This window comes from Duganella fentianensis, from assembly GCF_964031615.1.
Lineage (GTDB): Bacteria > Pseudomonadota > Gammaproteobacteria > Burkholderiales > Burkholderiaceae_D > Rugamonas > Rugamonas fentianensis_A.
Genome location: NZ_CAXIQN010000013.1, coordinates 116,215 through 138,511, shown reverse-complemented (window position 1 = coordinate 138,511; position 22,297 = coordinate 116,215). Strand labels below are relative to the sequence as shown.

The window sequence follows — 22,297 nt, the reverse complement described above, 5'->3', positions numbered from 1 at the left end:
ACCTAGACTGTTTATGCCGAGGCGTTTTTATGCAGGTGCAGCGGCAGCGTGCTATCCCACTCCATGCGTGGCCGCTCCGCCGGTAGTTCCGTCAGCGCTTCTGTTTCGCGCATGGTGCGCATGGAGCGCACTGCCAGTTCCTGATACTGCGCCGTACCGGCGCTCTTCCATTGAATTTCATCGTCGCGTAGAGCGCGTGCTACTTTGGCGGGTGAACCGACCACCAGACTGCGCGCCGGCACTTCCATGCCGGCCTTCACAAAGCTCATCGCAGCAACGATGCTTTCCGCGCCGATCACGGCGTTATCCATCACTACGCTGTTCATGCCTACCAGCGCATTGCGGCCTATGCGGCAGCCGTGCAGTACCGCGCCATGGCCGATGTGACCATCCTGCTCGACCACCGTATCGGCACCGGGAAAGCCGTGCATCACGCAGGTGTCCTGCAGGTTGGCGCCTTCTTCCAGTATCAGGCGACCGAAATCACCGCGCAGTGACGCCAGCGGGCCGATGTAGCAGCGCGGGCCGACGATCACATCGCCGATCAGCACCGCACTGGGATGCACGTAGGCGGTAGGATGGACGACGGGCGTGACGCCATTGATTTCGTAGACTTTGACCATGCAGCCTCCCCCCGTTATTCCTGCTCGACGCGCTCGATCACAACGGCAATGCCCTGCCCCACGCCTATGCACATGGTGCACAGTGCATAGCGGCCGCCCGTACGCTCCAGCTGATTGAGTGCCGCCAGCACCAGCCGCGCACCGGAAGCGCCCAGCGGGTGGCCGATGGCGATGGCGCCACCATTCGGATTGACGTGCGCTGCATCGTCGGCCAGTCCCAGATCACGGGTGACGGCCAGCCCCTGCGCAGCAAAGGCTTCGTTCAGTTCGATCACATCCATCTGGGCGATGCTCAGACCCAGTTGTGCCAGCACTTTCTTCGAGGCGGGTGAAGGACCGAAGCCCATGATGCGCGGCGCCAGACCGGCTGTGGCCATGCCCAGTACGCGGGCGCGCTTTTTCAGGCCATATTGTTCGGCAGCGGCAGCAGATGCCAGCAGGATGGCGCAGGCGCCGTCGTTGACGCCGGAGGCATTACCGGCAGTGACGCTGCCATCCGGCCGCACGACGCCTTTCAGTTTCGCCAGCATTTCTGCCGTGGTATCCGGGCGAGGATGTTCGTCGGTATCGACGATTTTCGGATCGCCCTTTTTTTGCGGCAGCGTGACCGGCGTGATCTCGTCGCGGAACACGCCGGCAGCATGGGCGGCGGCCCAGCGTTGCTGGCTGCGCAGAGCGAAAGCATCCTGATCGGCGCGGCTGATGGCGAATTCCTGCGCCACGTTTTCTGCCGTCTCCGGCATGGAATCGATGCCGTACTGCGCTTTCATCAGCGGGTTAACGAAACGCCAGCCTATGGTGGTGTCCTCGATTTTCGCTGCACGCGCGAAGGCGCTATCGGCTTTACCCATGACGAAAGGCGCGCGCGTCATGCTCTCGACGCCACCGGCGATAATTAGCTGGGCTTCGCCCGATTTGATGGCGCGTGCCGCCATGCCTACTGCGTCCAGACTGGAGCCGCACAGGCGGTTGATGGTGGAGGCAGGCACTTCGACCGGCAAGCCGGCCAGCAGCGCGGACATGCGCGCTACGTTGCGATTGTCTTCGCCGGCCTGATTGGCGCAGCCATAATAGACGTCATCCACTTTGCTCCAGTCCACGCCGGGGTTGCGGCTCATCAGCGCGGCGATCGGCAGCGCGCCCAGATCGTCGGGGCGTACGCTGGCCAGCGCGCCGCCGTAGCGGCCGAACGGGGTGCGAATGGCGTCACAGATAAATGCTTCGTTCACAATGTCTCCTGAGATTCTTTGGTAGGTAGTATTTCCCCGCCTACCCGATGCGACTTGCCTCGGAACAGGGCTATGATGCGATTCTCCTGATTCCGGATCGTCACGTCGTACACGCCGCTACGGCCTGTTTGCACCTGTTCCACCGCTTCCGCAGTCAGCACATCGCCCAGTCGGCCCGGTGCCAGATAGTCGATGCTGCAGGCGGCGCCCACGGTATTGATGTTATGGCTATTGCAGGCGAAGGCGAAGGCACTATCAGCCAGCGTGAAAATGAAACCGCCGTGGCAGTTCTGGTGGCCATTCAGCATATCGGGCCGTATCGTCATGCTCATGCGCGCGTAGCCGGCGCGCATTTCGACGATCTGCATGCCCAGCGCCTTCGAGGCTGGATCACGCGCGTAGAGCGCCTCGCCGACAGCCGCGGCCAGCGCCTGTGCCTGCACGCTGGCAGCCTGCGGATCGAGCGGCGTGTTATGCATGGAAGCGTGCTCCAGCCGCCAGCTTACGCCGCAGCAGTGGCGAGACGCGATAGCGGTCTTCCCCATAGCCGGCGGCCAGATGGGTCAGCACCCTCACCACCAGATCGATACCGATGGCATCGGCCCACGCCAGCGGGCCACGCGGGTAGTTGACGCCCTTCTGCATGGCTGTATCGACCGCCTGCGCATTGCAGACGCCCTGATTGACAGTATCCGCCGCTTCGTTGGCCAGCATGGCGACAGTACGCATGACGGCCATGCCTGCCACATCATCGAGCCGCGTGACGATGAAGCCGGCAGATTGCAGCAGGCCCACCACGGCCTGATAGGCCGCAGGCGAGCACTGGTCAGCACAGCACAGGGCGATGCGTGGTGCTTTGCCGTAGTCCAGTGCCAGATCGTAGAGCACCGTATCGGGATGCTGATTGTCGCGCGCACGCTGGGTGGCCGTGCGACCATCGGTCAGATAGAGGGCGGCGCCATTGCAGTGGAAAGCCGGCGCTTCATCGTGCATGCCGTTGCCGCGCGCTTCAGGTGCCTTGCGGTGGGTGACCTGAATGCCGGCGGCGCGCAAGCGTGCTGCTAGTGCATCGCTGATGGCCGCGCCCAGCAGGTGGGAAGCCTGGGTGCCTTGCGCCACCGTGTAGCTCACATATTCCGGCTTGGGCTGCGGAGCTTCAGCCTGGGCTGGCAGTGTGCTACCTGCGCCGGCAGTGGCGCTATAGTCATACAGGCCGCGGCCAGATTTACGGCCAAGGAAACCGGCGTTGACCAGTTCCTGCTGCAGGATGGACGGAGTGAAGCGGGGATCATTGAAATAGGCCTGAAACACTGACTGGGTGACGGAGAAGTTGACGTCTTGGCCGATCAGGTCCATCAGCTCGAATGGCCCCATGCGGAAGCCACCGGCATCGCGCATCACCGCGTCGATGGTGGCAGCATCGGCCGCCTGCTCACTCAGTAAACGCCAGCCTTCCGCGTAGAACGGACGGGCTACACGGTTGACGATGAAGCCCGGCGTGGAACGTGCGTGCACGGGGTTCTTGCCCCACGCTGCGGCCGTATCGAACACCGTCTGCGCGACGGCTGCATCGGTTGCTAGACCGCTGATCACTTCCACCAGCGCCATCAAAGGTACGGGATTAAAGAAGTGCATCCCCACCAGTCGCTGCGGCAGCTTCAATCCCGCCGCAATGGCGGTGACGGAAATCGACGAGGTATTGGTAGCGAGGATGCAGGCGTCACCCACCACGCTTTCCAATTCGGCAAACAGCGCACGTTTAACCTCCAGATTTTCCACAATGGCCTCTACCACCAGCCCTGCGTCCGCCACATCGTTCAGGTTCAGTGCCGCGTGGATGCGGGCTATCGCAGCCGCACATTCCACTGCGCCCAGACGTTCTTTCTGCACCAGTTTGTTCAGCGCAGCGGCGATATCGGACATGGCTTTGGCGACTGCCTCGGGGCGGTTGTCGTACAGCCGCACGGTGTAGCCAGCAACGGCGGCCACCTGCGCGATGCCTGCGCCCATGGCGCCCGTACCGATAACGGCAACAGTGCGGCCGGTATTCAGAGCTGCCATGCTTATTCTCCCTTGAACTGCGGTGCGCGCTTTTCAATGAACGCTGCCACGCCTTCACGATAGTCGCTACTGCGGCCTAATTCGCTCATCATGCCAGCTTCCAGTGCCAGCTGTTCCGCCAGCGTATTCTGCGGGCTGGCATACAGCGCCTGTTTGGTAAAGGCTAGACCCTTGGTAGGCGCGCTAGAGAAATGCTGGGCCATGGCCTGTACGGTGCCGGCCAGTTCCGCATCCGGTACGCATTTCCAGATCAGTCCCCACTGCTCGGCCAGCGCCGCCGGGATTTTTTCGCCCAGCATGGCCATGCCCATGGCACGGGCATTCCCCACCAGTCGCGGCAAGAAGTAAGTACCGCCCGTATCAGGAATCAGCCCCAGCTTGCAGAACACTTCCACGAACGAAGCCGAAGCACCTGCTACCACGATGTCGCAGGCCAGCGCCAGATTGGCACCGGCACCGGCAGCCACGCCGTTGACGGCGCAAATCACCGGCATAGGCAAGGCGCGCAGCGCCAGCACCAGCGGGGCGTAATTCTTCTCTACCGATTCGCCCAGATCGACGGCCGGTGCACCGGGTGCCACAGCGCGGTCGGATAGATCCTGTCCCGCGCAGAAGCCGCGTCCCGCCGCTGCCAGCACAAACACACGTATGCTGCTGTCCTGCCGGACGCACGCCAGTGCATGGCGCACTTCCTCGTGCATGGCCTGTGTGAAGCTATTGAGTTTATCGGGACGGTTCAGCGTCAGCGTGGCGATGCCGGCGTCGATACTGAACAGGATATTCTGGTATTGCATGCTATCTCCCTGAATGATGCAGCCGGCTTTATTCGGCCTGATCGAAGTCGATCACTACTTTGTCACTGACGGGGAAGCTCTGACAGCTCAGTACAAAGCCACGGGCAATTTCGTAGTCTTCCAGCGCGTAGTTCACATCCATATCCACTTTGCCTTCCACCAGCTTGCAGCGGCAGGTAGAGCATACGCCACCTTTGCAGGAGTAGCGCATATCCAGCCCTGCACGCAGACCGGCATCGAGCAGCGACTCCTGATCCTGATTCATGGAGAAGGTGCTGGCATTGCCATCCATGATGACGGTGACCTGCGTGGCATGGCGCTCGGCCGCGTGCTCGCTGCTGCGCTGCGCAGGGCGGGCGGTATTGGTGGCGAACAGCTCGAACTTGATCTGCGCCTTAGGCATGCCGGCTTCCTGCAATGCGGCCGAGACGCCTAGCATCATGTCTTCCGGCCCGCAGATGAAGGCGGCATCCAGATCTTCCACCTTGACCCAGTGCTGCAGCAGCTGCGTGCACTTCTCGCCAGTGATGCGGCCGTTGAACAATTCGATATCCTGCTGCTCGCGGCTCATCACATAGGCCAGTGTCAGGCGTTCCAGATAGGTGTCCTTCAGTTCCGACAGTTCTTCCTTGAAAATCACCGACGAGGAAGCGCGGTTACCGTAGAACAGCGTAAAGCTGCTGTGCGGCTCCGTCTCCAGTGTGGTCTTGATGATGGAGAGGATGGGCGTGATACCGCTGCCTGCCGCCACCGCCAGATAGTGCTTGCGGGCGGCTGGATCGAGCGGCAGGTTGAAGTGGCCCATGGGCGGCATCACCTCTACTGCCACACCGGCCTGCAGGGCTTCATGCGCCCAGCCGGAAAACAGCCCGCCCGCAATCCGCTTGATGGCCACGCGCAGCGTATCTTCCTTGACGCTGGCGCAGATGGAATAGGAGCGGCGCACTTCCTCGCCATTGATATGGGTACGCAGCGTCAGGTGCTGGCCTTGCTGGTACTGGAATTCCTGCTTCAAGGCCGGCGGCACGGCAAAGGTAACGGCGATGGTATCGCGCGTCTCGTGGGTAACCTTGGCAACGTTCAGGGTATGGAATTGGCTCATGATGTTGTAATTGTTAATGGCACTTGAAGTAGTCAAACGGCTCGTGGCAGTCCAGACATTTGTACAGCGCTTTGCAGGGCGTGGAGCCGAACTGGCTGGTCAGCGTGGTATGCGCCGAGCCGCAGTGGGGGCATTCGACCTGCGGCGCGGGCACGCTGCGCGAGATGGCCGCGTGAGCAGGGCCTTGCGCAGAACCGTGCGCATGGCGCTGCAGGCCGCTGATGTCGATCACCTGCTGGGCGGGCGGCGCAATGCCATAGCCGCGCAGGGCAGCCTTGCCGCTGGCGCTCATCCAGTCGGTAGTCCATGCGGGCGACAGCTGGTTGCGCAGTTCGATCTGCTGCACGCCATGGGCGCGCAAAGCTTCGCTAATGGCATCGGCAATCACCTGCATGGCGGGGCAGCCCGAGTAGGTCGGCGTAATCACCACCGTGCAGACTGCGTCGGCACTGACCTGCACCTCGCGCACGATGCCCAGATCGACGATGGAGATCACGGGAATTTCCGGATCGGCCACCTCGCCCAGCCATTGCCACACTTGTGCGGCCGTGAAGCTGCCAGTGCTGCCTATGCTATCTACGCTGGCGTTCATGGCGCTACCTTTACCACGTTGCGCCCGGATAGGCGCGCTGCAGGAACTGCATCTCGGCCAGCACATAGCCCAGATGCTCGCTATGACGGCCCTGTTTGCCGCCGCTCTGCATCCATGCATCGGCCGGTGGCATGGTCAGCGTGGCTTCCTTGAAAATCGACTCTACATGCGCCAGCCAGTGGCGGCGCAGCTCAGCACCGTCCGGCGCAATGCCGGCCGCCACCATGGCCTGATCCAGCGCGTCGTAAGCGAACATTTCGCCGCTGTACATCCACAGCGCTTCGGTTGCAGCCTGCGTGCGGGCATGGCTGAAATCCGTGCCGTCGCCAAGGCGTACGATCAGATCGCCACTACGGCGCAAGTGGTAGCTGACCTCCTTCAGCGACTTCTCCGCAATCGCGGCAATACGCGCATCGCTGCTGCGGGTCAGGCCTTCGATCAGGAAGTAGTGCCATGTATCGAAATAGAACTGGCGCACCATGGTATCGGCGTAATTGCCGTTGGGCTGTTCCAGCAGCAGGCAGTTGCGGAATTCGTGCGCATCGCGGCGGAAGGCCAGCGCATCTTCATCGCGGCCCGCGCCTTCCAGTTCAGCGGCATAGCTGTACCACAAACGGGTCTGGCCCAGCAGGTCCAGCGCCACGTTGGTCAGCGCCATATCCTCTTCCATGGCCGGCCCTTTGCCGCACAGTTGCGACAGGCGCTGACTCAGGATCAGTGCATTGTCACCGAGGCGCAGCAGGTATTCGAAGGTGTTGTGCTTATCCACGCTGCGCTCCACTTACAGGTTCTTCACTTCTTCCGGCATCGGGAAGAAGGTCGGGTGGCGATACACCTTGCTATTGGCAGGATCGAACAGGGCGCCTTTATCGGCCGGGCTGCTGGCCACGATATCGGCCGCGCGCACCACCCAGATACTCACGCCTTCATTGCGCCGCGTGTACACATCGCGGGCATTGTTGACGGCCATTTCCGCATCCGGTGCGTGCAGGCTGCCAACGTGCTTATGTGCCAGCCCGTGCTGGCTGCGGATAAAGACTTCCCACAGTGGCCATTGTTTGCTCATCTTGGTCTCCAATTATTTTTTGTGCGCCGCTCAGATCATCAGGCGGGCTTATTTTGCGTGTTTGTCGGCGTAGGCCTGCAGCGCGTCACGGAACCACTCGCCCTCTTCCCATGCCGTGACGCGGGTGCGCAGGCGCTCGCGATTGCATGGGCCATTGCCCTTCAGGACGTTATGGAATTCGGCCCAGTCGATCTCGCCGAATTCGTAGTGGCCCGTTTCGGCGTTGAATTTCAGCTTGGGGTCGGGGATGGTCAGGCCCAGATATTCGGCCTGCGGCACGGTCTGATCCACCATGCGCTGGCGCAGTTCGTCGTTGGAGAACAGCTTGATGCGCCATTTGCTCGACTGCGCGCTGTTGACGGAATCTGCATCGGACGGGCCAAACATCATCAGCGATGGCCACCACCAGCGGTTCAGCGCATCCTGTGCCATGGCTTTCTGTTCCGGCGTACCGCGTGCCAGCGCCAGCATGATGTCGTAGCCCTGACGGGCGTGGAAGGACTCTTCCTTGCAAACCCGGATCATGGCGCGCGCATACGGGCCATACGAGCAGCGGCACAAAGGAATCTGGTTAATGATGGCCGAGCCATCCACCAGCCAGCCGATGGCGCCCATGTCCGCCCACGACAGCGTAGGGTAATTGAAGATGCTCGAATACTTGGCTTTACCGCTATGCAGCGCCTCCAGCAGTTCGTCGCGCGAGACGCCCAGCGTTTCGGCCGCGCTGTACAGGTACAGGCCATGACCTGCCTCGTCCTGTATCTTGGCCAACAGGATGGACTTGCGCTTGAGGGTAGGCGCGCGCGTGACCCAGTTCCCTTCCGGCAGCTGGCCGACGATCTCCGAGTGGGCGTGCTGCGAAATCTGCCGGATCAGGGTTTTGCGGTAGGCCTCGGGCATCCAGTCCTTGGCTTCGATCTTGATGCCGGCATCGATACGCGCCTGAAACGCGCGTTCGTCGTCGGCCATATCCTCGGCCGAGCGGACGGCGTTCAAGCCAGTCTCCACCATTTGTGCGTACATGGCTGTCTCCTAGTTACGGATAGTTCTAATAATTTATGGCGCCATAATACGATACAAATATTTGCATGACTACGATTTTTTTGACTCAAATCATTTTCATGTATCCTATCGGCAAGCTTATGAAATAATTTCAGCAGCCCGCCGCAGGCCAAGTAAACTGCTGCCTTTTTCTGCCCCACCCGCTAGAACCGGACCGCCATGGATTGCCAAGACTGGATAGACGACTTCCTCGCCAACGAACCGCCGCGCTCGAAATCGCTGGTGGTGACCATCTTCGGCGACAGCATCGTGCCCCATGGCGGCATGGTCTGGCTGGGCAGCCTGATCGAGCTGCTGGCGCCATTCGGCGTCAACGACCGCCTGCTACGCACCTCCGTATTCCGGCTGGCGCAGGAAGGCTGGCTGGGTGCACAGCGCGATGGCCGCCGCAGTTCCTATGCCATTACGGCACCGGCCATGCAGCGCTTCGTGCACGCCTACCGGCGCATCTATGCCCCGCTGGTGCACCGCTGGGACGGCAGCTGGACGCTGGTCATCAACGGCGATGGTGCGCTGAATGCGGCCGAGCGCAGCGCCCTGCGCAAGGAACTGCTATGGGAAGGTTATGGCGTGATTGCGCCCGGCATCATGGGACATCCGGCGGCAGAAGCCGTGGTGCTGGACGAACTGCTGCAGCGACTAGGCATCGCCGGTAAAGTGTTTGTGGTACAGGGACAGGCACTGCCGCAGGTATGCGGTCGCCCGCTGACGGACTTACTGTCCAGCGGCTGGGATCTGAGCGAAGTAGCGGACGCCTATCGGCATTTCATCAGCCGCTTTGCGCCGCTGGCAACCATACTGAAAGAAGCAGCAGTCGAAATCACGCCGGAACAGGCTTTCGTCATGCGCACACTGGTCATCCATGCCTACCGCCGTGTACAGCTGCATGATCCGCAACTACCGCTGGAACTGCTGCCGGCGCCGTGGCCGGGCAGTCAGGCGTATGCACTGGCGCGGGAAATCTATCAGGCCGTGCAGAGCGCGGCCGAGCAGCATATCGACGCTGCGCTGCAGAAGGAAGACGCGGCAGCACCGGCAGCCGCCGCAGCCTATTTCGAACGCTTCGGCGGACTGTGCTAAACGCTACAATGACCAGCAGCTAGGCCGGTCTGCGGAACTCTGGGCCTACTTGCGGCCAGCACCGATCAGGAAGTTCTGCATCGGCGCTTCTGCTACCTTCGCCCACTGGTTCTGGTCGTTGCGGAACCTCTTCCACGGCTCGTAGATCTTGCGGAAGGCAGCATTGCGCCCGGCTTCCTCTTCCATGATATCGGTGGCATGCTTGTACGACGCATCCATGATCTCTTTGGAGAAGGTGTGCAGCTTGGCGCCATTCTTGATCAGCCGTGCCAGTGCAGCCGGATTGCGCGCATCGTATTCGGCCTGCATCGCCACGTGGCACTCGAAGCTGGCCGCTTCAATGGCCGCCTTGTACTCCTTGGGCAGCTTTTCCCACTCCTTGATATTCACGTACAGCGACAGCTGCGGCCCCGCCTCCCACCAGCCCGGCGCATAGTAATGCGGCGCCACTTTCACCAGCCCCAGCTTTTCATCGTCATACGGCCCCACCCACTCGGCCGCGTCGATGGTGCCTTTTTCCAGCGCCGCATACACATCGCCACCGGGGATCTGCTGCGGTACCACGCCCATGCGTTCCATGGTGCGGCCGGCAAAACCGGCGATACGGAATTTCAGCCCTTTCAGATCGGCCACCGTCTTGATCTCCTTGCGGAACCAGCCGCCCATCTGGGTGCCCGTATTACCGGCCATCAGATTGATCAGACCATGGCCTTTGAAAAAATCGCGCAGCAACTCACGCCCGCCACCCTGATCGATCCACGCCGTCTGCTGGCGCGAAGTCAGGCCGAACGGCACCGCACAGTCGAAGGCAAACGTGGGATCTTTGCCGAAATAGTAGTAGGACGCCGTATGGCCTATCTCCACCGTTCCGGCCTGCACCGCATCCATCACCTGCAGCCCGGGCACGATCTCGCCGCCGGCAAACTGGCGAATCACGAACTTGCCGCCAGTCAATTCCGCCACGCGCTTGGTGAAGCGCTCGGCCGAGCCGTAGATGGTATCCAGCGTTTTCGGGAAGCTGGAAGCGAGGCGCCAGCTAATGGCAGGGCCGCCCTGCGCCAGTGCCGGTGCGGCCACCGTTGCGGCGCCAGCCGCCAGCGTGCCATGCTTGAGGAAGGAACGACGTTGCATGCAGTTCTCCTGTGGGATAGTGTGGCTGCCCAGTGTAGAACCAGTTGTCAGGGCTGGCAATCGCAGAAACGGCACCAGTGCGGCACAACCCTGTATCATGTCGGCACTGCGCCACAAGTGCACACCACACAACACAGAATTTACGGGATTCCGCCATGCCTATCAAAATCAGCCACCAGTTCGACGCTGGTGCCATCGAAGTGATCCGCGCCGACGATCCGGCCAATATCGACCTGAACATCCGCAAGGACTCGCACGCCGACATCACCCAGTGGTTCTACTTCCGCGTACAAGGTGGCAAAGCCACCCCGCTGACCATGAACTTCCTCAACGCCGGTAGCGCCGCCTATCCGGACGGCTGGAAAGACTATCAGGCCGTGGCCAGCTACGACCGCGAGAACTGGTTCCGCGTGCCGACCCGCTACGACGGCAAGGTCATGACGGTCGAGCATACGCCCGAATACGACAGCGTCTACTACGCCTACTTCGAGCCGTATTCGTGGGAACGCCATCTGGCCCTGCTGGATAATGCCCAGCTGTCGCCGCTGGTGGAACTGGTGGATCTGGGCAGCACCATCGACGGCCACGATCTGAACATGCTGGTGATCGGCAATCCGGAAGCGGAACAGAAGGTGTGGGTCATCGCCCGTCAGCACCCCGGTGAAACCATGGCCGAGTGGTTCGTGGAAGGCATGGTCGAAGCGCTGCTCGATCCGGCCAACCCGTTCGGCCGCCAGTGCCTGAAAGAAGCCGTGTTCTACGTGGTACCGAATATGAATCCGGACGGCTCGGTGCGCGGTAATCTGCGTACCAATGCGGCCGGTGCCAACCTGAACCGCGAATGGCTGAACCCGACCATGGAGCGCAGCCCGGAAGTCTTCCTGGTCAAGAACAAGATGCTGGAAATCGGCTGCGACCTGTGCCTCGACGTGCATGGCGACGAAGGTCTGCCTTACGTGTTCGTGGCCGGTAGCGAATCGCTGCCGGACTTCACGCCGGATCAGGCCGAAGCGCAGCAGTACTTCATCGACAACTTCCTGATCGCCAGCCCGGACTTCCAGGACGAATACGGCTACGGCGAAACGCCATACACGCCCGAGACGCTGACCATGGGTTCGCCGCACATCACCCACGCCTTCGGCTGCCTGTCGCTGACACTGGAAATGCCGTTCAAGGACAACGCCAACGATCCGGATCCGGAAACGGGCTGGAATGGCGCCCGCAGCGCCGAACTGGGTAAAGCCGTACTGCAGCCAGTGCTGCAATCGCTGCTGGCCCAGCAGTAATGTAGCGATACGGAAGTAGGATTAGCCCTGCCCTGAAAGCAGGGCTACACGGCGGCGGCACAGATATGACTGTCCGTCGCCGCTTTCATTTGCAGCCTTAGCTGCCGGCCACCACCATGTTTTCGATCAGGATGGAGCCGGTCTGCTTGGTGCCGCGTACCAGAACGTCGTTACCAACGGCGACGATCTGCGCCAGCATGTCTTTCATGTTGCCGGCGATGGTGATTTCTTCCACCGGATACTGGATCACGCCATTCTCGACCCAGAAACCGGACGCGCCACGCGAATAGTCGCCCGTCACGTAGTTGGTGCCCTGCCCCATCAGTTCCGTCACCAGCAGGCCCGTGCCCATCTTGCGCAGCATGCCGACGAAATCGTCGCTATCCTGCGTCAGCGAGGAAGTCAGCGCCAGATTGTGCGAACCGCCAGCGTTACCGGTGGTCTGCATGCCCAGCTTGCGCGCCGAGTAGGTGGACAGGAAGTAGCCCTGCACCACGCCATTCTTGACCACATCACGCTTGTGGGTACGCACGCCTTCTTCGTCGAACGGCGCCGAGCCAACGCCGCCGATGATGTGCGGGTCTTCCGTGATCTGGATATGCTCGGGCAGCACCTGCTTGCCCAGCGAGTCGAGCAGGAAGCTGGATTTGCGGTACAGCGCACCACCCGAAGTGGCCTGTACGAAGGCGCCCAGCAAGCCAGCGGCCAGCGGTGCTTCGAACAGTACGGGGCAGGTACGGGTATCGATGCTGCGCGCGTTCAAGCGCGCCAGTGCGCGCTCGGCAGCATAGCGGCCGATGGCTTCCGGCGACGACATCAGACGCGCATCACGCACCGACGAGTACCAGTCGTCGCGCTGCATATTCGCGCCCTTGCCCGCAATCGGTGCCACCGACAGGGTGTGGCGCGAATACGGATACCCGCCGATGAAACCGCGCGAGTTGGCCGAGACGAAGTGCGACTGCTGCACGTGCACGCCGGCGCCTTCGCTATTGGTCACGCGCGGGTCGACAGCAAACGCGGCCGCTTCGGCGCGCTGCGCCAGCGCTACCGCGTCGGCCGTGCTGATATCCCACGGATAGTAAAGTTGCAGGTCACGGGGCGACATTTCCAGCTGATCGGCATCGGCCAGACCGGCGCAATCGTCATCAGCCGTGAAGCGGGCGATGTTGTAGGCCGCTTCCACCGTGGCCTTCAGCGAGGCGGCGGAAAAATCCGAAGTGCTGGCATTGCCGCGGCGCTTGCCCACGAAGACGGTGACGCCCATGCCCTTGTCCCGGTTCTGCTCGATGGTCTCGATTTTGCTCTTGCGCACCGACACCGACAGGCCGCTGCCTTCGCTGATTTCGACGGCACAATCAGTACCGCCCTGCTCTCTGGCGTAGGTCAGCACGTCCTGTGCAAGCTGTTTCAACTGGTCCTGAGTATGGCTAAAATGGGTATCGCTCATGGGCTGTAATCTTCGGGTGACTGCTAAAACAGGTATCATAGCAGTCGTTTACAGTTTACAGGTGCGGCCACGCACCGAAGAGAAAGTTAATAATATGGTAAATCCTAATCGCGGAGCCGTCGGCTTTAGCTCGAAAGAATTCGAGCAAGAGTACGAACGCCCTTCCAAGTCCGAGCTCAAACGTCAGGTCAACGCCCTGCAGGAACTGGGTGAAGCCCTCGTCAACGAACCGCGCGACCGCGTAAAACGGGTGCCTATGCCCGAGGACGTGCGCGACGCCATCCTCGAATGCCAGACCATCACCAACCACGAAGGCCGCCGTCGCCAAATGCAGTTCGTGGGTAAAAAGATGCGTACGCTGGACGAAGAGGAAGTGGCCGCCATCCAGCGCGCCATCGATAGCTGGAAAGGCGCCTCCAAAGCCGATACGGCTGCCATGCACGCGCTGGAACGCCGCCGCGACAAGCTGCTGGCCGACGACAACGCCCTGACCACCCTGCTGGCGGAAAATCCGGAACTCGATGTGCAGCATCTGCGCACCCTGATCCGTAACGCCCGCAAGGAACAGGCCGAGAACAAGCCGCCGAAAGCCTATCGCGAAATCTTCCAGATTCTGAAGCAAATCGAAGCGGACAAGAAAAAAGCTGCCAGCAGCGAAGCCGACGACGCCGATAGCGAAGAAGATGACGAGTAATCTGAACAGCGACACCACCCTGCTGATCGGGCTGGTGTCGATTTCCGACCGTGCCAGTGGTGGCGTGTATCAGGATCAGGGCATTCCTGCCCTGCAGGACTGGCTGGCACGCACCCTGACCACGCCATTCCGTGTCGAGACCCGTTTGATCGCCGACGAGCGCGCGCAGATCGAAGCCACGCTGGTGGAACTGGTGGACCAGCAGCGCTGCCATCTGGTGCTGACCACGGGCGGCACCGGCCCTGCGCGGCGCGATGTGACGCCGGAAGCCACGCTGGCCGTGGGCACCAAGGAGATGCCGGGCTTCGGTGAACAGATGCGCCAGATCAGTCTGCACTTCGTGCCGACTGCCATCCTGTCGCGCCAGACTGCCGTGATCCGCGAAACCGCCGACCACGCAGCGCTGATACTGAACCTGCCGGGCCAGCCCAAAGCCATCGCCGAAACGCTGGGCGGACTGAAGGACGCCGAAGGCGCCACACTGGTAGGCGGCATCTTTGCTGCCGTCCCCTACTGCATCGATCTGATCGGCGGCCCGTATATGGAAACCGATCCGGCGCAATGCAAAGCCTTCCGTCCCAAGTCGGCCCTGCGTCCGCCTGCAAAATAAGGAACTCCATGAGCCAACTGCTGCAAACCATCGAAAAAGAAACCGGTGCGAATCCTACCGTTGCCATCATCTGGATGCACGGTCTGGGTGCCGACGCCAACGACTTCGTGCCGATGCTGCATGAACTCGATCTGAGCGGCCTGCCGGCCATCCGCTTCATCTTCCCGAATGCCGACACCATGCCCGTCACCATCAACGGTGGCTACGTCATGCGTGCGTGGTATGACATCGTGAATACCGATCTGGGACGGCAGGAAGACGAAGCCGGCCTGCGCGCTTCGCAAGCCAAAGTCGAAGCGCTGATCGCGCGCGAAAAAGCCCGCGGCATTCCGGCTGACCGCATCATACTGGCCGGCTTCTCGCAAGGCTGCGCCATGACGCTGCAGACCGGTATGCGCCAGCCGGAAAAGCTGGCCGGCATGATGTGCCTGTCCGGCTATGTGCCGATCGCTGCCAAGGCCGCGGCCGAGCATACGCCGCAAAGTCTGGCCACGCCTATCTTCATGGTGCACGGCCAGATGGATCCGGTGATTCCGATTGCCCGCGCCACCCAGTCGCGCGACCTGCTCAAGCAACTGGGCTACAACGTCGAATGGCACGACTACTACATGCAGCACTCGCTGTGCCAGGAAGAAGTAGTGCACATCAGCGCGTGGCTCAAGCGCGTACTGATCGGCTAAGCCAGCCTCTCCTCCCACCAGCCGCCCCTGCTTACGGCATGGGTGTCGCCACGGCAGGGGTCAGGTCGGGCAAAGTGCAGGTGTCAGGTCGGGCATCGGGGCACAGTTGAACTTCTGCATCCTTTGCCCCGCTGCCCAACCTGACACTTACACTTTGCCCGACCTGACCCCGCTTTTTGAGCATGGTGCGGCATAGATCAACAGAGCGCAAGCGCTGCTGGTTTATTGTCTGACTTCCGCCATGAGGGGAGCATGCCATGAGCCATCTGCTGCACCGGAACCTGCGCCGCACGCCACCCGTGGCCGTCAGTGCCAGCGGCATTACGCTGCGCGACCAGCAGGGTCGCAGTTATCTCGATGCCAGCGGCGGCGCGGCCGTGTCGTCGCTGGGGCACGCCCATCCCGATGTGCTGGCGGCCATGCATGCCCAGACCGATCAGCTGGCCTATGCCCATACGGCTTTCTTTAGCTGCAAGGCGGCGGAGGATCTGGCGCAGCGGCTGGCCGGCGATGCGCCGGGCGATCTCGATCATGCGTATCTGGTTTCCGGCGGATCGGAGGCGATGGAGGCGGCGCTCAAGCTGGCGCGCCAGTATTACGTCGAAGCGGGCCAGCATACGCGCACCCTGCTGATCGCGCGGCGCCAGAGCTATCACGGCAATACGCTGGGGGCACTGGCGATAGGCGGCAATGCGTGGCGACGCCGGCCGTTCGAGCCGCTGCTGATGGCCGTGCCGCGCGTGGCGCCCTGCTTCGAATACCGCGAACGGCTGGACGGCCAGACCAGTTCCGATTACACGGCTACCCTGCTGGCCGAGCTGGAGCAGTGCATCCTCGCGCACGGGCCGCAGCATATCATCGGCTTCGTGGCCGAAACGGTGGTTGGCGCTACCGCCGGCGCTGTCCCGCCCACCTTCGGCTACTTCCGTGGCGTGCGCAAGCTGTGCGAGCAGTACGGCATACTGCTGATCCTCGATGAGGTGATGTGCGGCATGGGGCGCACGGGCACGCTGTACGCTTTCGAGCAGGAGGGCGTGCTGCCCGATCTGGTGGTGCTAGGCAAAGGGCTGGGCGCCGGTTATCAGCCCATCGGCGCCGTACTGGCACGGGCCCACATCGCCCAGCGCCTGCGCGATGGCAGCGGGGCTTTCCAGCATGGCCATACCTATATGGGCCACCCCATTGCGGCGGCGGCCGCGCTGGCGGTGCAGAAGGTGATACAGCGCGATAATCTGCTGGGAGCTGTAGCCACCCGCGGCGCTACCTTGCGCCGTTTGCTGCGGCAGGCGTTCGGCCAGCATCCGCATGTGGGCGATATCCGTGGCCGTGGTCTGCTGATGGCGCTGGAACTGGTGCAGGAGCGCAGCAGCAAGACGCCGTTCGATCCGGCGCTGGCACTGCATGCGGTGGTGAAGGAGACGGCCATGGCCTGCGGCCTGCTGGTCTACCCCATGGGCGGTACCATCGATGGCCAGCTCGGTGACCATATTCTGCTAGCGCCGCCCTTCATCGTCAGTGATAGCGAACTGGCCGATATCACTGAACGGCTGGACGACGCGCTTGCGGCTGCGCTCAAGCGGGTGAAAAAAAACCCGGCCTAGCGCTTCTGCCAGGCGATGACTTCCTGCTGCTGCTCGCCCAGCCCGGCAATGCCGAGACGCAGTTTGTCGCCCTTCTTGAGGAAGCGCTGCGGCTTGCGGCCTTGCCCTACGCCGGGTGGCGTGCCGGTGGCGATGATGTCGCCCGGTTCCAGCGTCATGAACCGGGACAGGTAGCTGACGATCTGCGCCACCGTGAAGATCATGGTTTCCGTGCTGCCAGACTGCATGCGCTTGCCGTTCAGTTCCAGATACAGATCCAGCTGCTGTGGGTCGTAGATGTCTTCCGGTGTTACCAGCCATGGGCCGACGGGGCCGAAGGTATCGCAGCCCTTGCCCTTGTCCCACTGCGGGCCGCGCTCGAGCTGGAACGAGCGTTCCGACAGGTCGTTGACCACGGTATAGCCGGCCACGTATTTGAGCGCATCTGCTTCGCTCACATACTGGGCACGGCTGCCGATCACCACACCGAGTTCCACTTCCCAGTCGGTTTTCTTCGAGCCTTGCGGCAGCATGATGGGGTCATCAGGGCCGTTCAGGCAGCTGATGGCCTTCATGAACACAATCGGTTCTTGCGGTATCGGCATGCCCGCTTCGGCCGCATGGTCGGAGTAATTCAGGCCGATGCCGATGAACTTGCCCACGCGCGCCACCGGCACGCCGAAACGGGGATTGCCGCGTACCAGCGGCAGCGACGCCTGCGGCAGTTTCTCCAGCTTGCGCAGCGCCTTCGGTGCCAGCTGTGCCGCGTCGATATCGCTGATCACGCCGGACAGGTCACGCAGCTTGCCTTCATCATCAATCAGGCCGGGTTTTTCTTTGCCGGGACGGCCATAGCGTACGAGTCTCATATCTATCCTAGGTTAGCAGGGTGGTGTAGACCGCCATTCTAACCGTAGCGCCCCTGCCTCAGCCATTTGTTGGCGATGATCTTGGTGCCACTCACCACGGGTGCGCCCGCATGCAGGGTCTGGCGGTCCGGCTGATGGTTGGCATCGGTGTTGAGGAACCACACGGCATTACCCTTGCGCGGATACACCTCCAGCCCCAGCCCGGGGAAAGCCGTGCCGCCGCCCTGCACTACATCGCTCAGATACAGCACAAACGTGGCCAGCCGCTGGCCGCCCTGCGCCAGATGGCTGCGATGGCCGCCGCTCTCAGGGTCCAGCCAGTCGTAATGAGGCCGGTACTCCTGCGTAGGGCCGTATTTCTGCAACTGGAATGGCTCGCCGTTTTCCACCGGCCAGTGTGCCAGCGCAGCCAGCCGCCGCTCGACGCGCTCGGCCACTTCCGCTTCGCCGCGCCGGATAAATGCCATCTCGCTGGTGCGGCCCTCGTGCACCACGCTGGCGCCATCGTTTTCTGCCGTGACGGTGGAACGCGTGTAGCGGTTGCCGCAATGGGCTACCAGCGCGTCGCACTCTTCGCTGCTCAGCACATTCCCCAGCAGGATGATCTGCGGCTGCTGCAGTACGAACAGCACATCCACTTCGCGGTCCGGTGTGCTGATGCGGTTGCTGCTTAAATCGATATAGGGCATCTGCTGCGGTGCCGTGAAAGCGCTCTGCGCGGGTGCCGCTGCGCCCTCGCTGCCGGCGCGCAGGGCAATGGCGGCATCGATCGCGGCCATCGCTACTGCCATGCTGTGCTGCCCCGAGCCCGCCATGCTGTTGGCCATTTCCAGCGGCCGGCAACCGCGTGCCAGATTTTCCATGATCCAGTTGCGCCATTCGGCGGGCAAGGCATTAAACACGCTAGGAGATGTGGTCATCGTGGTGTACTGAGGCTAGTGGCCGGACGTAGCCCCATTCTACCGGATCGCTGAGGGCACAGGTAACGCCATAAACCGGGCAGCTGCAGCACGATCAGCAGAGCGAAGCCGGCCTGATAGGCTTGCGCCGGCAACTGCTGCTGCGCATCGGGTGCCCACAGCGCTACCACCAGACCGAAACCGGCCTGCACGGCGAAGGCACCCAGAAAGATCAGCAGATTCAGCAGCGTGACGGCGCGCGCACTCAGGCTGGCCGGCATGCTCTGCGCGAGGATGGTGTAGTCCATGCCGGTGGCGGTGCCCGTCAGTGTGAACAGTACCACCAGCACAGGAAAGGCAGGCACCCACTGGCACAGCATGGCCAGCTGCACCAGCAGGAACAGCGCTACGCCGCAGGCCGCAATGCGCAGCATAGCCACCCCGCGCCGCGCCGCCCACTGCGTCAGCTGGCCCACGCCGATGGCGCCCAGTATGATGGCGGCCATGCTCAGATAGAGCAGATAGCCTACCTGCGCTTCCGTATAGCGTCCCGCATCGCTGAGCCAGCGCCCCAGCCACAGCCCCTGCACGCCGAAATACACCATGTGCGGCAGCAGTAGCAGGCGCAGCACCTGACGGAAGCCGGCATCGCCCCACACCAGCCGCAGCGCGGCACTGCTGGCGGGGGCGGCGCGGTTGACGGCAAGCTGCGGCGCACGCCAGCGCAGCAGCAGCGCGCCCGCCAGCACCAGCAGCGCCAGCCCGATAAACACGCCACGCCAGCCCGCATAGTGCAGCAGCCAGCTGACGGGCAGCGTGGCGGACGCCGCGCCCATGCCGCCCACCGCTACCAGATAGCCCTGCATGGAAGGCAGGCGGGCCGGTTCCACCCACAGCGAAAAAGCCTTCAGCGCCGCCATGAAGCAGCCGCCCAGCCCGAAGCCCAGCAGGGCCCGCGCGGCCAGCAGCTGGCTAAATTGCTGGCCGCCGGCAAAGCCCAGTGCGGCCAGCATGGCCAGCAGCAGCATCGGCCATTGCACCCGAGCAGGGCCCCAGCGGTCGAGTGCCATGCCGACCGGCAGCTGCACTAGCGCGAAGGTGAAGAAGTAGATGCTGGTGAGCAGGCCAAGCTGGCCGGGTGTCAGCGCCAGCGCGGCCAGTAACTGCGGCGCCAGCGTGGCATTCACATTGCGCAGCAGGCATTGCAGGAAGTGGCCGAAGGCGAAAGGCAGGAACACCATGCCGAACAGGTGGCGGTCGGACATGACGGCACCTAGGCCGAATGGGGCAGATCGGCGCCAGAACCGGCATCGCAGCCGCCCGCAAAGCTGCCGCTGGTGCTGTTGCCAGCACACGACTCGGCCTCGGCACGGCGCAGCGGGATCACTTTGTGCGGGGTGTAGTCGGGCTGCGGCTCGCTGCGGCTGCCGCCCTCCTCCTCGAAGAAGAACTTCTCCTTGCCAAACGCAGGCTGCAGTTCATCCATCCACGTGGCATTCGCGTCATAGCGCGCGTAGAACGGCTTGCGCACCCAGTCCGGATTCCGCGCCTGCAGGAACTGCAGGGCAAACACTTTCTCGCCACCGATGTGCGCTACCCCGTCGATCACCACCTTGCCGGGGAAGGCACTCATGGATGGCCCCCGCACCGTGCGCGACAAACCAGACACCATCTGGTAGGCCGCCTGAAAGATTTCGTGCGCGCGTGCCAGTGGTAGCTGGAAGTATTCACGCGGCCCCGTGTCGCGTTCGACGAACATATAGTAGGGAATCGCACCCAGCCGCACACCGGTCTGCCACAGTTCGGCCCAGCTCTTGGGGTCTTCGTTGATGTGGCGGATCAGCGGCCCCTGCATGCGCAAGGTAGCCCCCGTGCCGACGATGCGCTTGACGGCCTGCTGGGCGATTTCCGGCCGCAGTTCCACCGCGTGACTATAGTGCCCCATCACGGCCAGATTGCGCCCGCTCGCCACCACTTTCTCGAACAGCCGCAACAGGTCATCGGCATCGCGGTCGGTGACGAAGCGCTGCGGCCAGTACGCCACTGACTTAGTGCCGATGCGGATATTCTGGATGTGCGCCAGTTCCGGCACCAGCAGCGGCTCGATCACGGCCGACAGCGCACGCGTATTCATGATCAGCGGATCGCCCCCCGTAATCAGCACATCCGTCACCTCCGGATGCTGGCGCAGATAGGCACCCAGCTGCTGCGATTCGGCGGCATCGAACTTCATGTCTTCCATGCCGACGAACTGCGGCCAGCGGAAGCAGAAGGTGCAATAGGCGTGGCAGGTCTGGCCCGCGCTAGGGAAGAACAGCACGGTTTCCTTATATTTGTGCTGCATGCCTTTGAGCGGCGCATCGTTCACCCGTGGCACGTTGTGCGTCATCTGTCCGGCCGGATGGGGATTCATGCGCAGACGGATGCGCTGCACCAGTGCCGCCAGCGCGGCCGATGGCGCCTGCGCCGGTCCTGCTTGCCCCTGTCCCAGCACCAGTTCGCGCAACTGGGCATAATCGTCCGGCGCCAGCATGTCGCGATGAGGAAAAGTCATGCGGTAGATGGGATCGTTGGGGACGTTGTTCCAGTCGATCAGCTGGTCCATCACATAGGCATTGGTACGGAACGGCAGCACATGCGACACCACCCGCACGGCTTCCTGCAGTTCAGGCGCCAGCCACTCCCACTGGCGCGCGCGGCTGATGGTCTGGCGGATATACGGCTGGAACTTGGGCGCGGCAGCGTCACGCATCGGCACGATATTCATGGCAATTCCTCTCGCAGGTGGGGCTGGGTTAGACCGCAGCAGCAGTCGGGCAATAGCTGCATGCTAGGCCGCGCCGCGCACCTGCAATTGCCGTGCATCAAGCACGTAAAAAATGATGAGTGGAAATTTTCTTTGCCTTGATGCAGATGGCGGACGAACTTGCCAGCAAGCTAGAACTTGCGGCAGCGCAATTCCTCATCAGACCAGCGGCGTACAGTTCAGCAGCCACTAGTCACTCTCCCACTCTCACACGAGGAACTGTCATGAAACTGCTATCCCTGCTGGCCGTCAGCACGGCCCTGCTGCTGCCCCTGTCCGGCCATGCTGCCGACCCCACCGAGAAAGATGCCATCGCCATGGTGGAAAAAGGCGCCGCCTATCTGAAGGCGCACGGCAAGGAAGAACTGCTGCGCAAGGTCAGCGCCAAAGATCCCGACTACCTGCAAGGCACGCTGTACATCGATGTACGCGATCTGACCAGCGGCATCGTGCTGGCCCATCCCGTCAACGCCAGCATCGTCGGCAAAGACCTGACCGATATGCCGGATGCCAGCGGTAAAAAGTACCGCCGCGAGATCATCGAACTGGCGGCCAAAAAAGGCCATGGCTGGGTCGATTACCAGTACAAGAATCCCGCCACCGGCAAGATCGAACCCAAGACCACCTACATCCTGCGTGTGGGTGATGTGGTGCTGGAAGCGGGCATCTATAAAAAATAAGGC

The 22,297-nt window shown here is 62.3% G+C and carries 23 protein-coding genes; 7 read left to right on the top strand and 16 right to left on the bottom strand.

Going from position 1 to position 22,297, the window contains the following annotated elements:
* Positions 1 to 11: 11 nt before the first annotated feature.
* Genes paaY through paaA form a run of 10 tightly spaced genes read right to left on the bottom strand, consistent with a single transcriptional unit; the run spans position 12 to position 8,490 of the window.
* Positions 12 to 623 (bottom strand): phenylacetic acid degradation protein PaaY, encoded by a 612-nt coding sequence (gene paaY, locus ABNT42_RS08695; RefSeq protein WP_348696279.1) that lies wholly within the window; start codon positions 621 to 623, stop codon positions 12 to 14.
* A 14-nt stretch (positions 624 to 637) separates the two neighbouring features.
* On the bottom strand, positions 638 to 1,852 hold the full coding sequence (pcaF, locus tag ABNT42_RS08690; protein WP_348696278.1) for a 3-oxoadipyl-CoA thiolase: 1,215 nt from the start codon (positions 1,850 to 1,852) through the stop codon (positions 638 to 640).
* Entirely contained in the window at positions 1,849 to 2,331 is a 483-nt protein-coding gene (gene paaI / locus ABNT42_RS08685; protein ID WP_348696277.1) for a hydroxyphenylacetyl-CoA thioesterase PaaI, read from the bottom strand. The genes pcaF and paaI overlap by 4 nt, the downstream gene beginning before the upstream one ends.
* Positions 2,324 to 3,913: a 3-hydroxyacyl-CoA dehydrogenase PaaH gene (gene paaH / locus ABNT42_RS08680; protein ID WP_348696276.1), complete on the bottom strand. Its 1,590-nt coding sequence runs from the start codon at positions 3,911 to 3,913 to the stop codon at positions 2,324 to 2,326. Before paaH ends, paaI begins: the two co-directional genes overlap by 8 nt.
* A 2-nt stretch (positions 3,914 to 3,915) precedes the next feature.
* Positions 3,916 to 4,707 (bottom strand): 2-(1,2-epoxy-1,2-dihydrophenyl)acetyl-CoA isomerase PaaG, encoded by a 792-nt coding sequence (paaG, locus tag ABNT42_RS08675; protein WP_348696275.1) that lies wholly within the window; start codon positions 4,705 to 4,707, stop codon positions 3,916 to 3,918.
* Positions 4,708 to 4,735: 28 nt separating this feature from the next.
* Positions 4,736 to 5,809, bottom strand: a complete 1,074-nt coding sequence (gene paaE, locus ABNT42_RS08670) for a 1,2-phenylacetyl-CoA epoxidase subunit PaaE (RefSeq protein ID WP_348696274.1) — start codon at positions 5,807 to 5,809, stop codon at positions 4,736 to 4,738.
* Between the two features lie 13 nt (positions 5,810 to 5,822).
* A complete protein-coding gene (paaD, locus tag ABNT42_RS08665) occupies positions 5,823 to 6,401 on the bottom strand; it encodes a 1,2-phenylacetyl-CoA epoxidase subunit PaaD (protein ID WP_348696273.1) in 579 nt (192 codons plus the stop codon).
* Positions 6,402 to 6,411: 10 nt separating this feature from the next.
* On the bottom strand, positions 6,412 to 7,170 hold the full coding sequence (gene paaC, locus ABNT42_RS08660; protein WP_348696272.1) for a 1,2-phenylacetyl-CoA epoxidase subunit PaaC: 759 nt from the start codon (positions 7,168 to 7,170) through the stop codon (positions 6,412 to 6,414).
* Between the two features lie 12 nt (positions 7,171 to 7,182).
* Positions 7,183 to 7,467 carry a 1,2-phenylacetyl-CoA epoxidase subunit PaaB gene (gene paaB, locus ABNT42_RS08655; protein ID WP_155432836.1) on the bottom strand — a complete coding sequence of 95 codons (285 nt, stop codon included), beginning with the start codon at positions 7,465 to 7,467 and terminating at the stop codon, positions 7,183 to 7,185.
* A 48-nt stretch (positions 7,468 to 7,515) separates the two neighbouring features.
* Positions 7,516 to 8,490, bottom strand: a complete 975-nt coding sequence (gene paaA, locus ABNT42_RS08650; RefSeq protein WP_348696271.1) for a 1,2-phenylacetyl-CoA epoxidase subunit PaaA — start codon at positions 8,488 to 8,490, stop codon at positions 7,516 to 7,518.
* 198 nt (positions 8,491 to 8,688) lie between these two features.
* On the opposite strand from paaA, the gene paaX reads away from it, so the two are divergent.
* On the top strand, positions 8,689 to 9,609 hold the full coding sequence (paaX, locus tag ABNT42_RS08645; RefSeq protein ID WP_348696270.1) for a phenylacetic acid degradation operon negative regulatory protein PaaX: 921 nt from the start codon (positions 8,689 to 8,691) through the stop codon (positions 9,607 to 9,609).
* 45 nt (positions 9,610 to 9,654) lie between these two features.
* Here paaX and ABNT42_RS08640 read toward each other — a convergent pair whose 3' ends face one another.
* Entirely contained in the window at positions 9,655 to 10,740 is a 1,086-nt protein-coding gene (locus tag ABNT42_RS08640) for a TRAP transporter substrate-binding protein (protein ID WP_348696269.1), read from the bottom strand.
* A 155-nt stretch (positions 10,741 to 10,895) separates the two neighbouring features.
* Here ABNT42_RS08640 and ABNT42_RS08635 point away from each other — a divergent pair, with 155 nt between their 5' ends.
* Entirely contained in the window at positions 10,896 to 12,026 is a 1,131-nt protein-coding gene (locus ABNT42_RS08635) for a M14-type cytosolic carboxypeptidase (RefSeq protein ID WP_348696268.1), read from the top strand.
* 97 nt (positions 12,027 to 12,123) lie between these two features.
* Here the strand turns inward: ABNT42_RS08635 and pmbA are convergent, their stop codons facing one another.
* Complete coding sequence (gene pmbA, locus ABNT42_RS08630) at positions 12,124 to 13,476, bottom strand: metalloprotease PmbA (protein ID WP_348696267.1); 1,353 nt, start codon at positions 13,474 to 13,476, stop codon at positions 12,124 to 12,126.
* Between the two features lie 94 nt (positions 13,477 to 13,570).
* Between pmbA and yjgA the strand changes: the two genes are divergently transcribed.
* The 4 genes from yjgA (at position 13,571) to ABNT42_RS08610 (ending at position 17,061) form a co-directional block, all read left to right on the top strand.
* A complete protein-coding gene (yjgA, locus tag ABNT42_RS08625; RefSeq protein WP_348696266.1) occupies positions 13,571 to 14,170 on the top strand; it encodes a ribosome biogenesis factor YjgA in 600 nt (199 codons plus the stop codon).
* Positions 14,160 to 14,780, top strand: a complete 621-nt coding sequence (gene mog, locus ABNT42_RS08620) for a molybdopterin adenylyltransferase (RefSeq protein WP_348696265.1) — start codon at positions 14,160 to 14,162, stop codon at positions 14,778 to 14,780. Before yjgA ends, mog begins: the two co-directional genes overlap by 11 nt.
* Positions 14,781 to 14,788: 8 nt before the next feature.
* Complete coding sequence (locus ABNT42_RS08615; RefSeq protein ID WP_348696264.1) at positions 14,789 to 15,460, top strand: alpha/beta hydrolase; 672 nt, start codon at positions 14,789 to 14,791, stop codon at positions 15,458 to 15,460.
* 257 nt (positions 15,461 to 15,717) lie between these two features.
* Positions 15,718 to 17,061: an aspartate aminotransferase family protein gene (locus ABNT42_RS08610; protein WP_348696263.1), complete on the top strand. Its 1,344-nt coding sequence runs from the start codon at positions 15,718 to 15,720 to the stop codon at positions 17,059 to 17,061.
* On the opposite strand, the gene ABNT42_RS08605 is transcribed toward ABNT42_RS08610, so the two are convergent.
* From ABNT42_RS08605 to ABNT42_RS08590, 4 genes are read right to left on the bottom strand one after another with little or no spacing between them, the layout of a single operon-like run.
* Positions 17,058 to 17,909 carry a fumarylacetoacetate hydrolase family protein gene (locus ABNT42_RS08605; protein WP_348696262.1) on the bottom strand — a complete coding sequence of 284 codons (852 nt, stop codon included), beginning with the start codon at positions 17,907 to 17,909 and terminating at the stop codon, positions 17,058 to 17,060. The two genes, ABNT42_RS08610 and ABNT42_RS08605, sit on opposite strands and share 4 nt — an antisense overlap.
* A gap of 38 nt (positions 17,910 to 17,947) precedes the next feature.
* Positions 17,948 to 18,829 carry a 2OG-Fe(II) oxygenase gene (locus tag ABNT42_RS08600; RefSeq protein ID WP_348696261.1) on the bottom strand — a complete coding sequence of 294 codons (882 nt, stop codon included), beginning with the start codon at positions 18,827 to 18,829 and terminating at the stop codon, positions 17,948 to 17,950.
* Positions 18,826 to 20,073, bottom strand: a complete 1,248-nt coding sequence (locus ABNT42_RS08595; RefSeq protein WP_348696260.1) for an MFS transporter — start codon at positions 20,071 to 20,073, stop codon at positions 18,826 to 18,828. Before ABNT42_RS08595 ends, ABNT42_RS08600 begins: the two co-directional genes overlap by 4 nt.
* Before the next feature lie 8 nt (positions 20,074 to 20,081).
* The gene (locus ABNT42_RS08590) at positions 20,082 to 21,575 is read right to left on the bottom strand and encodes a lysine 2,3-aminomutase (RefSeq protein WP_348696259.1); all 1,494 of its coding nucleotides are present in this window, start codon (positions 21,573 to 21,575) and stop codon (positions 20,082 to 20,084) included.
* Between the two features lie 263 nt (positions 21,576 to 21,838).
* Between ABNT42_RS08590 and ABNT42_RS08585 the strand changes: the two genes are divergently transcribed.
* Positions 21,839 to 22,294 carry a cache domain-containing protein gene (locus ABNT42_RS08585; RefSeq protein ID WP_348696258.1) on the top strand — a complete coding sequence of 152 codons (456 nt, stop codon included), beginning with the start codon at positions 21,839 to 21,841 and terminating at the stop codon, positions 22,292 to 22,294.
* The last annotated feature ends 3 nt before the right edge of the window (positions 22,295 to 22,297 follow it).

Coding starts and splice junctions, on each gene's coding strand:
- paaY (WP_348696279.1), bottom strand. CDS start 623: ATGGTCAAAGTCTACGAAATCAATGGCGTCACGCCCGTCGTCCATCCT.
- paaI (WP_348696277.1), bottom strand. CDS start 2,331: ATGCATAACACGCCGCTCGATCCGCAGGCTGCCAGCGTGCAGGCACAG.
- paaH (WP_348696276.1), bottom strand. CDS start 3,913: ATGGCAGCTCTGAATACCGGCCGCACTGTTGCCGTTATCGGTACGGGC.
- paaG (WP_348696275.1), bottom strand. CDS start 4,707: ATGCAATACCAGAATATCCTGTTCAGTATCGACGCCGGCATCGCCACG.
- paaE (WP_348696274.1), bottom strand. CDS start 5,809: ATGAGCCAATTCCATACCCTGAACGTTGCCAAGGTTACCCACGAGACG.
- paaD (WP_348696273.1), bottom strand. CDS start 6,401: ATGAACGCCAGCGTAGATAGCATAGGCAGCACTGGCAGCTTCACGGCC.
- paaB (WP_155432836.1), bottom strand. CDS start 7,467: ATGAGCAAACAATGGCCACTGTGGGAAGTCTTTATCCGCAGCCAGCAC.
- paaA (WP_348696271.1), bottom strand. CDS start 8,490: ATGTACGCACAAATGGTGGAGACTGGCTTGAACGCCGTCCGCTCGGCC.
- paaX (WP_348696270.1), top strand. CDS start 8,689: ATGGATTGCCAAGACTGGATAGACGACTTCCTCGCCAACGAACCGCCG.
- ABNT42_RS08640 (WP_348696269.1), bottom strand. CDS start 10,740: ATGCAACGTCGTTCCTTCCTCAAGCATGGCACGCTGGCGGCTGGCGCC.
- ABNT42_RS08635 (WP_348696268.1), top strand. CDS start 10,896: ATGCCTATCAAAATCAGCCACCAGTTCGACGCTGGTGCCATCGAAGTG.
- pmbA (WP_348696267.1), bottom strand. CDS start 13,476: ATGAGCGATACCCATTTTAGCCATACTCAGGACCAGTTGAAACAGCTT.
- yjgA (WP_348696266.1), top strand. CDS start 13,571: ATGGTAAATCCTAATCGCGGAGCCGTCGGCTTTAGCTCGAAAGAATTC.
- mog (WP_348696265.1), top strand. CDS start 14,160: ATGACGAGTAATCTGAACAGCGACACCACCCTGCTGATCGGGCTGGTG.
- ABNT42_RS08615 (WP_348696264.1), top strand. CDS start 14,789: ATGAGCCAACTGCTGCAAACCATCGAAAAAGAAACCGGTGCGAATCCT.
- ABNT42_RS08610 (WP_348696263.1), top strand. CDS start 15,718: ATGAGCCATCTGCTGCACCGGAACCTGCGCCGCACGCCACCCGTGGCC.
- ABNT42_RS08605 (WP_348696262.1), bottom strand. CDS start 17,909: ATGAGACTCGTACGCTATGGCCGTCCCGGCAAAGAAAAACCCGGCCTG.
- ABNT42_RS08600 (WP_348696261.1), bottom strand. CDS start 18,829: ATGACCACATCTCCTAGCGTGTTTAATGCCTTGCCCGCCGAATGGCGC.
- ABNT42_RS08595 (WP_348696260.1), bottom strand. CDS start 20,073: ATGTCCGACCGCCACCTGTTCGGCATGGTGTTCCTGCCTTTCGCCTTC.
- ABNT42_RS08590 (WP_348696259.1), bottom strand. CDS start 21,575: ATGAATATCGTGCCGATGCGTGACGCTGCCGCGCCCAAGTTCCAGCCG.
- ABNT42_RS08585 (WP_348696258.1), top strand. CDS start 21,839: ATGAAACTGCTATCCCTGCTGGCCGTCAGCACGGCCCTGCTGCTGCCC.